A 15,038-nucleotide genomic window follows, 5' to 3' on the forward strand; every position below is an offset into this window, starting at 1 on the left:
CCAAGGTCGCATCAAACGATCCGGCCGAGCTGGCCGTCGAGGTATGGGCACTCACTCACGGTCTGGTCAGCCTGTAACTCGCCGAGCTGCTTCCCGCAGAACAAGCCTCGGCCACCTCGAATCCGGAGCGCAGACTGATCCCCCAAGCCAGGAACTGGCTCGGGCGTGCGCTTGACAGGCGAACGTCTGTTCGATAGTCTGGTGAGTGGCGCCTCGAGGCCGGGCGTGTCAATGCTTTGAAGCGGCCTCCTCCAGTACAGGTTTGTTTTGCGCGCCTTGGAGGAGGTGTTGTGCCGGCATCCATCATCGAAGCAGTCGATCGTCTACTCGACGCCACCTCGGGTTTCGACGCCGGCATCTACTCGGGTGCTGACTGTGCGCTGATCGCCGAGAGAGTCTCGTTGGCCGAGAAGGCCTGTGCGGGTGTCCGGCTTTTGGCCGCGGCGCGTGCGGTGGAGTGCAAGGCCCATGAGCAGAAGGGTTATGCCGACGGGGCGGACTGGCTCGCCCGCCACTCCGACATCACCCCCGGTGAGGCGAAACGGAAGCTGAAGACCGCCGGCAATATGGGGGACAAGACCAAGGACGCTCTCCTGGGCGGGAAGCTGTCGCTCGATCAGGCGGAGGAGATCACCAACACCGCCCAGGAGGCCCCCGGAAGCGAGGGTGAGCTGGTTGAGCTTGCTCCCACGACGGATCTGAGCCGCCTGCGCGAAGAGGCACGGGACCGGCGTCTCGCGGCAATCAAACGTGAAGAGCTTCAGGAGCGGCAACGAAGAGCCCGCTGTTTCCGGTCCTGGACCGACGGCATGGGTATGGTCCGGTTCCAAGGTGCCCTGCCGCCTGGGACCGGTTTGCCGCTGGTTCGGCGCATCGAGCTGGGGGCTTACCGGTTGCGCAAGGCAGCCAAACAAGACGCCGATACCGAAGTCGAACCTCTCGACGCCTACGCAGCTGACTCGCTGGTCGACATGTTGAACAACTGCGGTGACTCCAAACGTTCGACCAACGTGGAGCTGACCATCCTCTGTGACAACCATCCTCTGTGACATTCGGGCCTGGCGGCGCGGCCACACTCACGAGGGTGAACCCTGCCACATCGTCGACGGCGGTCCGATCACTCCGGAGCTGGCCAAAGAACTCGCCAAAGACGCGTTCATCAACGCGGTGCTTCATGATGGGGTGGACATCATCAAGCTCGCCCGATTCGGCCGGCACATCCCGGCCCACCTGCGCGCAGCGCTCGACATCGGCGACCCGCCCGACTTCGACGGCAAGAAATGCGCCGACTGCGGTAAACGCCACCGACTCCAACTCGATCACGTCGACCCAGTCGCCAACAACGGGCCCACCAGCTACAAGAACCTTCAACCTCGCTGCTACACCGACCACCAAGCCAAGACCGAACAAGACCGCAAGGCCGGATTGCTAAAGCGAAGTGGAAGGCCACGAGGTGACAGGCAAGAAAGCAAGCCCCCTTAGAAGACCGACGTTTTCGTTCCCACTGAACATTCTTGAAAGGAGGCCGCCGGGTGTGTGCCTTTTGTGAAGGTGAGACGCATGAAGATTTCGTCGACAGCCTGCGGTGCAAGGTATCGAGGTTCGGCTTCACGCTCATGAGCGTCGGGGACGGCCCCGAAGACCGAGGCGTGGTGTACACAATCGGGTTGATCGACGAGTGCGATCATCCCGAACTCCTTATCAGCGGTTATCCGATCGCGGACGCCGCCGAGATCCTCTGCGACGTGGGCAGATTTGTGAGCCGAGGGCATCGAATTGACCAATGGCGATCATTTCGATACAAGCGCGCCGCCAAACTTGGTCTCGTTCAAATCGACGAAGAACATCTCCGAGACGGGCTCATGGCCGCGTGGAACTGGTGCTACGGGGACGTCGATGTCGGACGGCTCACTGCCCTGCAGGTGCTTCTACCTGATGGAAGTTGTTGCTTCAGGCACCAAACCACTCAGCCGGTCCTGGGACCACTGAAGGTTCGACGGCACCCAAATTGGATGCAGCGTGACGACAACCGGGTAGTGATCAGGCTCCCACAGTCGGTGTAGCCAAATATTTGGTGTCGTTCGTATTGATACCGCCGACAACTGCAACGCCGCTCACTGCGGTCGCAACCCGGTAGTACAGGGCCTACGTCGACGGAGGGCACCTGGTGCTTCAAAAGAAGGTCGGGTCGACGTTGACCAACCTGGCCTCAGTGAGCTTCCCCGCCGGTGGTGGTGTGAACTACACACTGCGATTCCAGGCGATCGGGACCGTTCTCTACGCCAAGGTTTGGATGACCGGTAGCGCCGAGCCGGGTTGGATGGTCCAGGCAACCGACCCCAACATTCCCCTCCGGTCAGGAAGCCGAAATGCGGCCTAAGGCGCGGTGTGGCGGGAGGGTGCTGTCGTGAACCAAGCCGCAATGAGGGCGATGACAGCGAGGGTCACGGAGGCGATGCCGTGCTTGATGTGGTGATGAGCGGACCCCTTGAGGTGGCCTGGGAAGAACGACGGCAGGTTGGCGGCGGTGGTCGTGAAGTACACGACACCGATCACGACCAGGGCCACGGCGACGAGGATCATCAGGCCCGTCAGGGGCCGAAAGCGAACTGACACGAATCTCCCTTCGGTGAAGCGGTCCAAGGTTAATCGACGCACCCGCCGGCCACAGTGGACCGCGAAAAAGGTGGATTTGCCTGTTCCCGGACGCGGCCCTGCCGTGCTAATGGTGTGGGCATACAACTGCTCCGCTAAGACAGGAGGAACGGAAGTGGCGAAGCCAATCCCCGACGAATACCCCCGAGTTATGCCTTACCTGCATGTCGACGGCGCAAAGGCGGCCATCGACTTCTACACGACAATCCTCGGCGCCAAGGAACGAATGTCGATGCCGGGTCCCGAGGGCAAGATCGGGCATGCCGAGCTGATGATCGGCGACTCGGTGATCATGCTCGCCGACGAGTTCCCTGAGATGGGCGCCCCGTCACCCAAGACGGTGGGTGGGTCCCCGGTCACGATTCATGTCTACGTCGAGGACGTTGATTCGACCTTCGACAAGGCGATCAAGGCCGGCTCAAAGTCACTTCGGCCCGTCGAGGACAAGTTCTACGGGGACAGAGGCGGTGAGTTCGAGGATCCCTTCGGGCATCGCTGGAGCATCGCCACTCACATCGAGGACCTGACTCCAGAGCAGATGCAGGAGCGCATGGGGCAGATGCCCGGGTAGCAGCCGACGGGCTCAGCGCACCGCCGATCAGCTCTGAATCGATTCGGCTGTTTGGTGGAACCCTCCGTCAGCGGTACGGAGTCGGCGCGCAAGCTGCTTGGAAAGCACCGGCGAGATCGCTTCGTTCGAGATGAACGAGGTGAACGTCGCTTGGCCCATGACCAGCACAGTCATGGGAGTCGCTGCCTGGACCGTGGCGGTCCGCGGACCGCCGATCAACATGGACACCTCTCCGACGAAATCGCCGGGCCCCAGTGACGCGATGACCTCGCCTTCGATAGCAACGTCCGCCCACCCCTCGGCGATTACGAAAGCCTGCTTGTCATACCGGCCTTGCTCGGTCAGCGCCTGGCCTGACTTGATGTCGACAACGTCGACGAGGGGCACCAGCTTTTTGAGCTCACGGTCGGTGCGGGACGCGAGCGAAGGAATCACGCGAAGCATTTCGACAGTACGGTCCGTCTTCAACGCACCATCCTCCTAGTCATAGTGGCCTCCTGGCCAGAGTGATCTGTCGACTGGAAGGCGCTACATCGGGACGAGCGATGCACCCGGACTTTCCGCGCCGTCGACCTCGGAGGAGGCATCGCTACGCCAGGCGTAGCGCCGGGAGCCCCTTGTGAGCCGCAACCCCCATGCGTGTTGGTGGGCGTGCCGGGCCTCGATCCCGGGACCTCGTCGGTGTGAACGACGCGCTCTACCAGACTGAGCCACACGCCCTGGTGCTTTCACCATAGCCTCCGATGGCAAACGGGGGGCGGGAGCACCGGCAGCCACCTGCCGGGGCCCATCCCAGAGGCCGACAAACCGCCAAGAAGGACGAAATAACCAGCGCGGGGTAGGACAGATCACGTATCATGTCCGTCCGCAGCAAGGGCCAGCGTCGTCCCTTCGTGCGAGGACCAGTCGGATCGATCCCCGGAAGGACGCATATGGCTCTCGGTTCGCCGCGAGATTTATACGCACCTGAATTCGAGCACGACTCGTGCGGCGTTTCCTTCGTCGTGGACATGCACGGCCGGCGCAGCCACGACCTCGTCCGCAAGGGGCTGAGCAGCCTCTGCCACCTCGAGCACCGCGGCGCGTCCGGTGCGGAGGTCAACACCGGTGACGGGGCGGGAATCCTCATCCAGGTCCCTGATGCGTTTTACCGGGCGGTGGTTGACTTCGAGCTACCGCCTGCCGGGGCCTATGCAACGGGGGTCGCATTCCTGCCGACGGATACAGAGGCGCGTCAGAAGGCGGAACGCGAGATCGGGAGGATCACCGCGTCCGAGGAGATGGCCGTCGTGGGGTGGCGGGACGTCCCCATCGACTCGTCGGACATCGGCAGCATCGCCCTGTCGGCCATGCCGGTATTCCGCCAGGTGTTCGTCGCAGCACCCGGACATAGCGGGCCCGACCTAGAGCGCCGTGCCTTCATCCTGCGCAAGCGGATCGAGCACGAGCTCGAGAACGTCTACTTCGCTTCCCTCTCGTCCAGGACGGTCGTCTACAAGGGGATGCTCACCGCGCCCCAGGTCGAGACTTTTTTCCTCGATCTGGAGGACGAGCGCCTCGACACGGCCCTGGCCCTGGTCCACTCCCGGTTCTCGACGAATACGTTCCCCAGCTGGCCTCTCGCCCACCCGTACCGCTACATCGCCCATAACGGTGAGATCAACACCCTCCAGGGCAACCGTAACTGGATGAGGGCCCGGGAGGCGCTGCTCGAGTCGGACCTGTTCCCCGGTGACCTCGAGCGCGCGTTCCCGATCATCACTCCCGGCGCCAGCGACTCGGCCACGTTCGACGAGGTCCTGGAGTTGCTGCATCTCGGCGGCCGGAGCCTGCCGCACGCGGTGCTCATGATGATCCCGGAGGCCTGGGAAAACCACCGCACCATGAGCGCCTCTCGCCGCGCCTTCTACCAGTTCCACAGCTCGATCATGGAGCCATGGGACGGTCCCGCCTCGATCGCGTTCACCGACGGGACGCTGATTGGCGCCGTCCTTGACCGCAACGGCTTGCGTCCCTCGCGGTACTGGGTCACCGACGACGGTCTCGTGGTCATGGCCTCCGAAGTAGGCGTGCTCGACATCGACCCTGCGAAGATCGTCGAGCGTGGCCGGCTGCAACCCGGCCGGATGTTCCTCGTCGATACGTCGCAGGGGCGGATCGTCACCGATGACGAGATCAAGAGCGTGCTGGCCGCCGAGCACCCCTACGGCGACTGGCTCGAGGAGCGGCAGATCCATTTCGACGACCTCCCCAACCGCTTCACGCTCACCCCCCAGCACGCGTCGGTCGTCACCCACCAGAGGCTGTTCGGTTACACATCCGAGGAGTTGAAGATCTTGGTCGCGCCGATGGCCAAGACCGGGTATGAGCCGATCGGGTCGATGGGCACCGACACCCCTATCGCCGTGCTGTCGGAGAGGCCCCGCGTCCTGTACGACTACTTCCAGCAGCTGTTCGCCCAAGTGACCAACCCTCCGCTCGACGCGATCCGCGAGGAGCTGGTCACGTCGATCCACAAGACCCTCGGGCCCGAGCGCAACCTTCTGGCTCCCGAGCCCGACAGCTGCAACCAGATCGTCCTGCCGCAACCGATCCTCACCAACGAGGAGCTCGCCAAGCTGCTCTACATCGACGAGGACGGCGGAGTGCCAGGGTGGCGGACGTTCGCGATCGACGGCCATTTTCCGGTGGACACACCCGATCCGGGAGAGGCGCTGCGCCAATCGCTCGGCAGCATCTGCGAGAAGGTCAGCGAGGAGATCGCGCTCGGCGCGAAGGTGATCGTCCTGTCCGACCGTCACAGCTCGGCCGAGTTCGCGCCCATCCCCGCTCTGCTCCTCGTGAGCGCGGTGCATCACCATCTGATCCAGGAAAAGACGCGCACCCGCGTCGGTCTCGTCGTCGAGACGGGAGAGGCCCGCGAGGTGCACCACATGGCGCTTCTTCTCGGCTACGGCGCTTCGGCGATCAACCCGTACCTGGCGTTCGACTCGATCGTCGACATGATCGGCGACGGGATCGTCACGGGGGTAACGCCGCGCCACGCGGTGCACAACTACGTAAAGGCGTGCGGCAAGGGAATCCTCAAGGTGATGTCCAAGATGGGTATCTCCACGGTCGCGTCTTACACGGGTGCACAGGTATTCGAGGCCATCGGGCTATCCCGAGAGCTGGTAGACCAGTACTTCACCGGCACGGTGAGTCGTATCGGCGGCATCGGCCTGAATGAAATCGCTGCCGAGGTTCTTGCTCGTCACGCGAAGGCGTGGCCGGACCGTCCGACCGAGCTCGCCCACCGCGACATCGAGGGCGGCGGCGAGTACCAGTGGCGGCGCGAAGGCGAGTACCACCTCTTCAACCCGACGACGGTCCACAAGCTGCAGCACTCGACGCGGACACAGCGGTACGACATCTTCAAGCAGTACACGCGCGCGGTCGACGACCAGGCGACACGCCTCGGGACCTTGCGTGGGCTGTTCCGGTTGCGGTCTGCCGCCGAACTCGGGCGAACCGCGATCCCGATCGACGAGGTCGAGCCGATCGCGTCGATCGTCAAACGGTTCAGCACGGGTGCCATGTCCTACGGGTCGATCTCCGCGGAGGCGCACGAGACGCTCGCGATCGCGATGAACCGCATCGGCGCGCGCTCGAACACCGGTGAGGGCGGCGAGGACGCGGACCGCTACACCCCCGACCCCAACGGCGATCTGAGGCGGAGCGCGATCAAGCAGGTGGCGTCGGGTCGTTTCGGAGTGACGAGCGAATACCTCGTCAACGCCAACGACCTGCAGATCAAGATGGCTCAGGGCGCCAAGCCCGGCGAAGGCGGGCAGCTGCCGGGGCACAAGGTGTACCCGTGGATCGCCAAAACCCGCTACTCCACGCCTGGCGTGGGCCTGATCTCCCCTCCGCCGCATCACGACATCTATTCGATCGAAGATCTGGCCCAGCTGATCTACGACCTGAAGAACTCGAACAATCGGGCGCGGATCCACGTCAAGCTCGTCGCCGAGGTCGGCGTCGGGACCGTCGCCGCCGGCGTATCGAAGGCCCATGCGGATGTGGTGCTGATCTCGGGTCACGACGGAGGCACCGGTGCGTCGCCGCTGACGTCGATCAAGCACGCGGGCGCACCGTGGGAGCTGGGTCTGGCCGAGACCCAGCAGACCCTCATGCTGAACAAGCTGCGCGATCGGATCGTGGTGCAGGTCGACGGCCAGTTGAAGACCGGCCGCGACGTCCTCGTCGCCGCTCTGCTCGGCGCGGAGGAGTACGGGTTCGCCACCGCTCCTCTCGTGGTCAGTGGCTGCATCATGATGCGGGTCTGCCACCTGGACACCTGCCCGGTCGGGATCGCGACCCAGAACCCCGAGTTGCGCAAGCGCTTCACCGGGCGGCCGGAGTTCGTGGTCACCTTCTTCGAGTACGTCGCGGAAGAGGTGCGCGAGCTTCTCGCGTCAATGGGTTTTCGATCGCTAGACGAAGTGATCGGCCATCCCGAGTTCATCGATGTCCAGGCGGCCGTAAACCACTGGAAGGCGAACGGCTTGGACCTGAGCCCGATCCTCGCCGAGCCCGATGTCGACGAAAGCGCTGCCCGTCACCGCGTCATCGAGCAGGACCATGGGCTCGACCGGGCCCTCGACCAAAAGCTGATCGAGTTGTGCCAGCCGGCGTTGTCCGACGTTCGGCCGGTAAGGCTGGAGATGCCGATCAGGAACGGGAACCGCACTGTGGGAACGATGCTCGGCGCCGAGATCTCCCGCAGGTACGGAGCGGCCGGGTTGCCGGAGGGCACCATCGACATCTCGTTCACCGGCTCGGCCGGCCAGAGCTTCGGCGCTTTCGTGCCCCGCGGCGTGACCCTGCGGTTGGAGGGCGACGCCAACGACTACCTCGGCAAGGGCTTGTCCGGGGGCCGGTTGATCGTCCGGCCGTCGAAGCGTGCGCCGGCAAGTTTCGTTCCCGAGAAGCAGATCATCGCCGGCAACGTGATCCTGTACGGAGCCACGGGAGGCGAGGCGTTCATCCGCGGCTTGGTGGGAGAACGATTCTGCGTTCGCAACTCGGGCGCGGTCGCGGTCGTCGAGGGTGTCGGCGACCACGGCTGTGAGTACATGACAGGCGGGCGGGTTGTCGTGCTGGGCCCAACCGGGCGCAACTTCGGGGCCGGCATGTCGGGCGGAATCGCTTACGTGTGGGACCCCCGCGGTTCGTTCGGGGCCAACGTCAACGGTGAGATGGTCGATCTCGAGGATTGCGACGAGGACGAGGTGGGCTGGCTCGGTGACATCCTCGAACGCCACGCCAACGAAACCGGGTCGTCGGTGGCGGGACGGTTGCTCTCCCGCTGGCCGAGGGCTTCCGGCGAGTTCGTGAAGGTCATGCCCCGCGACTACAAGCGGGTGCTCGACGCGATGCGCCGTGCGAAGGAAACTGGACAGTCGGTCGACGAAGCTGTGATGGCTGCCAGCCATGGGTAAGCCGACTGGATTCATGGAGGCAGGACGGGAACTCCCCCATCGCCGGCCGGTGCCTGTGCGGCTGCGCGATTGGAAGGAGGTTTACGAGCCCTTCCCGACGGAGCGGCTGCAGGTGCAAGCCAGCCGCTGCATGGACTGCGGGATCCCGTTCTGCAACGACGGCTGCCCGCTCGGGAACCTGATTCCGGACTGGAACGACCTCGTATATCGCGACCAGTGGAAGGCGGCGATCGAACGCCTCCACGCCACCAACAACTTCCCGGAGTTCACCGGCCGCCTCTGCCCGGCTCCCTGCGAATCAGCTTGTGTGCTCGGCATCAACTCGGACCCGGTCACCATAAAGCAGGTCGAAGTGAGCATCATCGACCGGGCGTGGGACGAAGGTTGGGTGGAGCCGATCCTTCCCGAAAAGCAAACCGGCAAGCGCGTTGCCGTCATCGGCTCCGGTCCCGCCGGGCTCGCCGCGGCGCAGCAGTTGACCCGAGCCGGCCACTCGGTGACCGTGTACGAGCGCGACGACAAGCCCGGCGGCCTCCTTCGATACGGGATCCCGGAGTTCAAGATGGAGAAGCGCCATCTGGACCGCCGCCTGGAGCAGATGACGGCCGAAGGCACCGCGTTCGTCTGTGGTGTGTCGGTCGGCGCAGAGACCGCCCCGGGGTCGATTTCCGCCGCGGACGTTCGCGCTGCGCACGATGCGGTCGTGATCGCCGTTGGCGCGACTGTTCCGCGTGAATTGCCCATCCCGGGTAGCGACCTGGCGGGCGTCCACCACGCAATGGAGTACCTGCCGCTCGCCAACCGCGCGACGTACGAGGATGATCCGCCGGCGGCAACCCCGATCAGCGCAGCCGGCAAGCGAGTGGTCATCATCGGCGGGGGCGACACTGGGGCCGACTGCCTCGGAACGGCTCACCGGCAGGGTGCGCTGTCGGTGCACCAGTTCGAGATCATGCCCAGACCTCCCGACTTGCGGGACCCCTCGACTCCCTGGCCGACCTGGCCACTGATGTTCCGCACATCGTCCGCGCACGAGGAGGGCGGCGAGAGGCTGTTTTCCGTCAACACGCTCGAGTTCGTGGCGGACCAGGACGCAACGGTTGCAGGGTTGCGCGCCTGTGAGGTGGAGATGGCGATGGTCGACGGGCGCCCCCGCTTCGATCCGGTGGAAGGAACCGAGTTCGATCTCCCCTGCCAATTGGTGCTGCTCGCCTTGGGTTTCGCCGGCCCCGAGCCTGCACTGGCATCGGCGTTCGGAGCGTCCCTCACGCCACGCGGGACCATTGCAAGGTCGGCGTCGTACGAGACCGACGTGCCCGGTGTTTTCGTCTGCGGTGACGCCGGGAGAGGTCAGAGCCTCATCGTGTGGGCGATCGCGGAGGGACGTTCGGCGGCCGCCGCCGCGGACCAGTGGCTGGAGAGCGAGACGCTGCTTCCCTCGCCGTTGCCGCAGGGTTAGGCCGAACCCGGCCCTCTCCCGCGGAGCCGAGACAATCTGCCTCCGGTACGTTGAAAGGGTGGATCACGGAGAGGAGTCAGGCGAGCAACGTTTCTCGCGTGACGACGACCCGAGCGGCGAGGCCTGGGAGCCCGACGACGAGGCCGGCCATCCTGCTTGGGACGACGGCAGCCAGGAGCTGTGGGATGACGCGGAGCCCCAAGGTGAAGGCCCGGACGACGGCCCACACACCGCTCTGCCGCCCAAGGTCGAGGCCTGGCGCCGGCGGAGCGCGACCGGTGCGGTCCTTACCGGGTTCGCCTTCGGATTGCAGCAGGTATTCGAGCCTCGAGAACAGCCGGCGATCATCATGGAGACCTCCGGCGACCCGCCGAAGGACCTTCCAGTCGACGCGGATCTCGAGTACGGGCGCCCGCGACACAGCGTGGTCAGCATCCGCCCGTGGCTGTTCCAGGATGACCAAGTGCAGAACGAAGGAACGCCCGACCCGGAGCCGGCCGAACCAGAACCGGCCGCACCGGAGACCCGAGAGCCTGAACCCGGCCGGGATCAGACGACCGACCAGGATCAGACCACTGAACAGAACGGCTCCGGAAGTTGAGCGATCCCACGAGCGAGCCTGAGGACGTCGCGCTCAAACCCACTGCGATGCGGGGCTCCGAGTTTCGGTACGGGGTCGGCGTCGCAGCGATCCTGGTGCTCGTGGCGGTGCTGAACCTGGCGGTGCGGCACGGCGCCGGCGCCCCAAAGCACCCACAGACCGGTTTGGCTGTAGTTGGTCTGGTTGCCGCGCTCGCGGTTTTTCCTTTATTGCGAACTCGGAACCGGTTCATTGTCCCGTTTGCCGCGGTCGTGGCAGCGTTCTTTGTGACCCTTCCGAGTGGTCCGAATTCGGTTAGATCATTGCACGTTGTAGCGATCGCGTTCCCCCTGGTATATGCGCTGGTGCTCACCCAGCGACAACGCAAGGCCGCAATGGCACAAGCGCGCTCGAAAGCCTCATCCCGAGCGGAATCTGAGCCCGGGACGCCACGATCCGGCCGGCGCCGAAAGGTCGAAGGGCAGCCTGCCGGGCCGACGGCGAGTCGGCGATATACCCCTCCTAAACCCAAACGTGCAAGGCGTTAAGAGAAGCCAAAGCCTTCCCTGTTTGATACTGATATAAGGCACGGGAGATTCCGGTCCGTGGGGTCAGGAAGCGCGGAAGAGGGGGCGATTTGCTCGGCTTGCTCGAGCTCCCAGGGCGGCTCGGCCGGCGTGCCGGTTCTCGAGTTGCCAGGCCCGTAACTACCCGACCGTAACTACCGGGCTTAAATACCGGTCGAAGAACCGGGATGGTAGACACAGCGGATGCTACGTGAGGCTCTCGCGGGCCGGAGAATCGCCGTAACCGGCGGAACCGGCTTTCTCGGCACCGCTCTCGCCGAGCGCCTCCTGCGCTCCATTCCGGGCTGCGAGGTCGCCCTTCTGGTCCGTCCGGGCCGGCGGGGCGCCGCGGACCGGGTTCGCCGTGAGATCCTCCGGAACAACTGCTTCGACCGGCTCCGGTCCGAGCTCGGCGACCAGTACGACGCAGAGATGCAACGTCGGGTTCTCGTGATGTCCGGGGATGTCGGCCTCGACGGTCTCGGGCTCGACGGCGCCGGCGAGGAGATCCTCCGGTCCTGCCAGACGGTGATCCACTCGGCCGCCGCGGTCAGCTTCGACTCGCCCCTGGACAGCGCGGTCGAGATCAACCTCCTCGGCCCGACCCGGGTGGCCGCAACGCTGAACCGCCTTCACGAGGGCAGCAAGGACAAACCGCACCTGATCGCGGTTTCCACCGCTTACGTCGCAGGCAGCAGGCGGGGACCTGCCCCCGAAGCCACGCTCGACAAGACACCATGGTCCACCGACGTGCCCTGGAAGGCCGAGGTCGAAGCCTCCAGAAGGGCTCGGGCTGATGCGGACGCCGACAGCCGCGACCCCAAGATGCTCAGCAGGTTCAACCGGAGGGCCCGGTCGGAGCTGGGGGCCGCCGGCAGCCCGCTGCTGGCCACCAAGGCCGAAAGGCTCCGCGAGGAATGGGTCAAGGACCGGATGGTCGAGATCGGCAAGTCCCGCGCGCAGGGACTGGGCTGGCCGGACGCTTACGCATACACCAAGGCCCTGGGCGAGCGCGCCCTTCTCGACACCCGGGGCGACCTTCCCCTGACCATCGTGAGGCCGTCGATCATCGAATCGTCCCTTGCCGAGCCGGTCCCCGGATGGATCCGGGGTTTCCGCATGGCGGACCCGGTGATCATCTCCTACGCCAAGGGACTGTTGAAGGAGTTCCCGGGAGTTCCGGAAGGGATCATCGACGTCATCCCGGTCGACCTCGTCGTCGGGTCGATCCTCGCCGTCGCAGCCCGAGGACCGCTCGCGGAGCCCGACGTGTTCCACTCGGCGTCGGGCGCACGCAACCCGCTTCGCTACCGCCAGCTCGTCGACCTGGTCCGTTCGTGGTTCCTGGACAACCCGCTCGCCGACAGCCACGACCAGCCGATCATGGTGCCCGAATGGTCGTTCCCCGGACGCCGGCGGGTACAGCACCAGCTGGAAAGAGCGACCAAGGTTCTCGAACGGGCCGAGCGCACCCTCCAGTCGCTGCCCCTCCGGGGCCGCCAGGCCGATCTGAGCGCGCGGCTCGAGGAACGGCGCGAGGAGGCGGAGCGGGCCCTGTCATACGTAGAGCTCTACGGCGCCTACGCCGAGACCGAAGCGGTGTTCACCGTCGACCGCCTGCTCGAGCTCTCCGACAGCCTGCCCGACGACGACCGCGCCGAGTTCTGCTTCGACCCCGCCGTGATCGACTGGCGCCACTTCTGCCACGACGTCTACCTCCCTTCCGTCGTCGCCCACGCGCGGGTTCGCCAGGCACCCAAGGCCGGCACTCCCGCCCGATCGTCCAAGGGCTCGACCGGGCTAACCCGGCAGGAGCGAGGCCGGCGGGCGGTGCTCTCACCGGACCGGCAGCTGGCCGTGTTCGACCTCGAGAACACCCTTATCGCCTCGAACGTCGTCGACTCGTACGCCTGGCTCGCCACCCGCCGGCAGGACGATGCCGAGCGGGCCCGCTTCGTCGTTCGCACCCTGAAGGAGGCCCCGCGCCTGCTCGCCCTGGACCGCACCGACCGGGGCGATTTCCTCCGTTACTTCTACCGGCGCTACGAGGGCGCGCCGGTCGCCCGACTGCAGGAAGACGGGTGGGAGCTGTTCAGCGACCTCATCCTCACCAAGTCATTCCCCGCTGGCATCCGCCGCGTACGTGAGCACCGGGCCCTCGGTCACAAGACACTCCTGATCACGGGCGCCCTCGACGTGGTGATCGAACCCCTTCGACCGCTGTTCGACGAGGTGGTGTGCGCCAGACTTGGGACAAAGAGCGGGCGCTTCACCGGCGAGCTCCTCGATGCCCCTCCGACAGGCGAGGCGCGGGCGTTGATAATGGCCGACTTCGCCAAGAGCAACGGACTTGACCTCGAGCAGAGCGTCGCTTACGCCGACTCGGCAAGCGACCTGCCGATGCTCGAGGCCGCCGGGCACCCTGTCGCAGTCAACCCGGAGACCAAGCTCGCTGCGATCGCCAGAAAACGAGGCTGGCACGTCGAGCACTGGCCCAAGGCTCCCGAAGGTCCGCGGCCACTTCTGCCGATCGGACCTCGCGCATGAAAGCGCTCCAGATCGAGCGGTCGTTGCCGCGCTTCGCCGCGGCGCGGCTGGCGTCGGGTTGGAAGCCGGGAGGTGGTGGACGATTCGGGGCGTTGCGTCTCGCCGAGGTCGAACCTCCGGAGTTGCCTGGCGCTGGCTGGAAGTTCCTCCGCCCCCGGCTCTCGGGGATATGCGGGAGCGACCTGTCGACGGTCGACGGAAGGTCGTCGAGGTGGTTCGAGCCGATCGTCAGTTTTCCGTTTACTCCCGGCCACGAGGTAGTTGCCGACGTCGAGGACGGCAGCCGGGTGGTGGTCGAGCCGGTGCTTCACTGCGCGGTTCGGGACGCGCAGCCGCTTTGCGCGGCCTGCGTTTCGGGCCAAACCAACCGCTGCGAGCGGCTGGCCGGCGGGCACCTTCAGCCGGGACTGCAAACGGGGTTCTGCGCGGACACGGGCGGCGGGTGGTCGCTGGGGTTCGTGGCTCACGAGTTGCAGCTGCACGATGTGCCTGAGTCGTTCAGCGACGAGGCCGCCGTGATGATCGAGCCGACCGCGTGCGCGGTCCACGGCGCGCTGGCTGTGCCCGCCGGCGAGGAGGTCACCGCGGTTGTGATAGGGGCCGGGACGCTCGGCCTGGCGACGATCGCAGCGATCAGACGCCTTCGCGAGGACGTGGTGTCGTTGATCGCGGTCGCCAAGCATCCGGAGCAGAAGCGGCTCGCGCGCGAGTTGGGCGCCAGCCACGTGGTCGAGCCCGACGAGCTCCGCCGGGCGGTGCGAAGGGCGACCGGCAGCTGGATCCTCGACAACGGCCAGCTCACCGGAGGCGCACCCGTGGTGTACGACTGCGTCGGAAGCGCGGGGTCTTTGTCCGAAGCCTTGGCTGTCGTCGCACCTGGCGGAACCGTGGTGCTGATCGGCATGGCCGGGCACGTCGAAGTCGACCTGACCGGACTGTGGCAGCGCGAGGTGAAGCTCGAAGGGGCGTACGCGTACGGGCCCGAACCTTCGGCCGGCGGGCGGCACAGCTTCGACCTTTCGATGGATGTGATCGACGCCGTCGGCCTCGAGCGGCTGGTCAGCGCCCGGTACAGCCTCGACCGTTACGCCGACGCGATCGAGCACGCCGCGACCGCCGGGCGGAGGGGCGCGGTGAAGGTCACCTTCGACATGCGTGCCGAGAAGAGAAGATAGAG

The 15,038-nt window shown here is 65.7% G+C and carries 12 protein-coding genes and 1 tRNA gene; 10 read left to right on the forward strand and 3 right to left on the reverse strand.

Annotated features, from left to right (window positions below; all coding sequences use genetic code 11):
• Positions 1 to 290 precede the first annotated feature (290 nt).
• The 4 genes from VFZ97_11180 (at position 291) to VFZ97_11195 (ending at position 2,380) form a co-directional block, all read left to right on the forward strand.
• Positions 291 to 1,049 carry a hypothetical protein gene (locus VFZ97_11180; GenBank protein ID HEX6393998.1) on the forward strand — a complete coding sequence of 253 codons (759 nt, stop codon included), beginning with the start codon at positions 291 to 293 and terminating at the stop codon, positions 1,047 to 1,049.
• Positions 1,030 to 1,482: an HNH endonuclease signature motif containing protein gene (locus VFZ97_11185; protein HEX6393999.1), complete on the forward strand. Its 453-nt coding sequence runs from the start codon at positions 1,030 to 1,032 to the stop codon at positions 1,480 to 1,482. Before VFZ97_11180 ends, VFZ97_11185 begins: the two co-directional genes overlap by 20 nt.
• A 50-nt stretch (positions 1,483 to 1,532) precedes the next feature.
• Positions 1,533 to 2,063 (forward strand): DUF4262 domain-containing protein, encoded by a 531-nt coding sequence (locus VFZ97_11190; protein ID HEX6394000.1) that lies wholly within the window; start codon positions 1,533 to 1,535, stop codon positions 2,061 to 2,063.
• Between the two features lie 104 nt (positions 2,064 to 2,167).
• The gene (locus VFZ97_11195; protein HEX6394001.1) at positions 2,168 to 2,380 is read left to right on the forward strand and encodes a hypothetical protein; all 213 of its coding nucleotides are present in this window, start codon (positions 2,168 to 2,170) and stop codon (positions 2,378 to 2,380) included.
• On the opposite strand, the gene VFZ97_11200 is transcribed toward VFZ97_11195, so the two are convergent.
• Positions 2,377 to 2,616: a hypothetical protein gene (locus tag VFZ97_11200; protein ID HEX6394002.1), complete on the reverse strand. Its 240-nt coding sequence runs from the start codon at positions 2,614 to 2,616 to the stop codon at positions 2,377 to 2,379. The two genes, VFZ97_11195 and VFZ97_11200, sit on opposite strands and share 4 nt — an antisense overlap.
• Before the next feature lie 154 nt (positions 2,617 to 2,770).
• Here VFZ97_11200 and VFZ97_11205 point away from each other — a divergent pair, with 154 nt between their 5' ends.
• Positions 2,771 to 3,226 (forward strand): VOC family protein, encoded by a 456-nt coding sequence (locus tag VFZ97_11205; GenBank protein ID HEX6394003.1) that lies wholly within the window; start codon positions 2,771 to 2,773, stop codon positions 3,224 to 3,226.
• A gap of 27 nt (positions 3,227 to 3,253) precedes the next feature.
• Here the strand turns inward: VFZ97_11205 and VFZ97_11210 are convergent, their stop codons facing one another.
• Together VFZ97_11210 and VFZ97_11215 are read right to left on the reverse strand one after the other, a co-directional pair.
• Positions 3,254 to 3,694 carry a cyclic nucleotide-binding domain-containing protein gene (locus VFZ97_11210; GenBank protein HEX6394004.1) on the reverse strand — a complete coding sequence of 147 codons (441 nt, stop codon included), beginning with the start codon at positions 3,692 to 3,694 and terminating at the stop codon, positions 3,254 to 3,256.
• 175 nt (positions 3,695 to 3,869) lie between these two features.
• A tRNA-Val gene (locus VFZ97_11215) sits at positions 3,870 to 3,946 on the reverse strand.
• A gap of 173 nt (positions 3,947 to 4,119) precedes the next feature.
• On the opposite strand from VFZ97_11215, the gene gltB reads away from it, so the two are divergent.
• From gltB to VFZ97_11240, 5 genes are all read left to right on the forward strand, one after another.
• Positions 4,120 to 8,709 (forward strand): glutamate synthase large subunit, encoded by a 4,590-nt coding sequence (gene gltB / locus VFZ97_11220; GenBank protein HEX6394005.1) that lies wholly within the window; start codon positions 4,120 to 4,122, stop codon positions 8,707 to 8,709.
• Positions 8,702 to 10,168 carry a glutamate synthase subunit beta gene (locus VFZ97_11225; protein ID HEX6394006.1) on the forward strand — a complete coding sequence of 489 codons (1,467 nt, stop codon included), beginning with the start codon at positions 8,702 to 8,704 and terminating at the stop codon, positions 10,166 to 10,168. The genes gltB and VFZ97_11225 overlap by 8 nt, the downstream gene beginning before the upstream one ends.
• Positions 10,169 to 10,226: 58 nt before the next feature.
• On the forward strand, positions 10,227 to 10,769 hold the full coding sequence (locus tag VFZ97_11230) for a hypothetical protein (protein ID HEX6394007.1): 543 nt from the start codon (positions 10,227 to 10,229) through the stop codon (positions 10,767 to 10,769).
• Positions 10,770 to 11,518: 749 nt separating this feature from the next.
• Positions 11,519 to 13,861, forward strand: coding sequence for an HAD-IB family hydrolase (locus tag VFZ97_11235; GenBank protein HEX6394008.1), 2,343 nt, complete (start codon positions 11,519 to 11,521; stop codon positions 13,859 to 13,861).
• Entirely contained in the window at positions 13,858 to 15,036 is a 1,179-nt protein-coding gene (locus VFZ97_11240) for a zinc-binding dehydrogenase (GenBank protein ID HEX6394009.1), read from the forward strand. Before VFZ97_11235 ends, VFZ97_11240 begins: the two co-directional genes overlap by 4 nt.
• Positions 15,037 to 15,038 lie beyond the last annotated feature (2 nt).

Source organism: Acidimicrobiales bacterium (assembly GCA_036378675.1).
Classification (GTDB): domain Bacteria; phylum Actinomycetota; class Acidimicrobiia; order Acidimicrobiales; family Palsa-688; genus DASUWA01.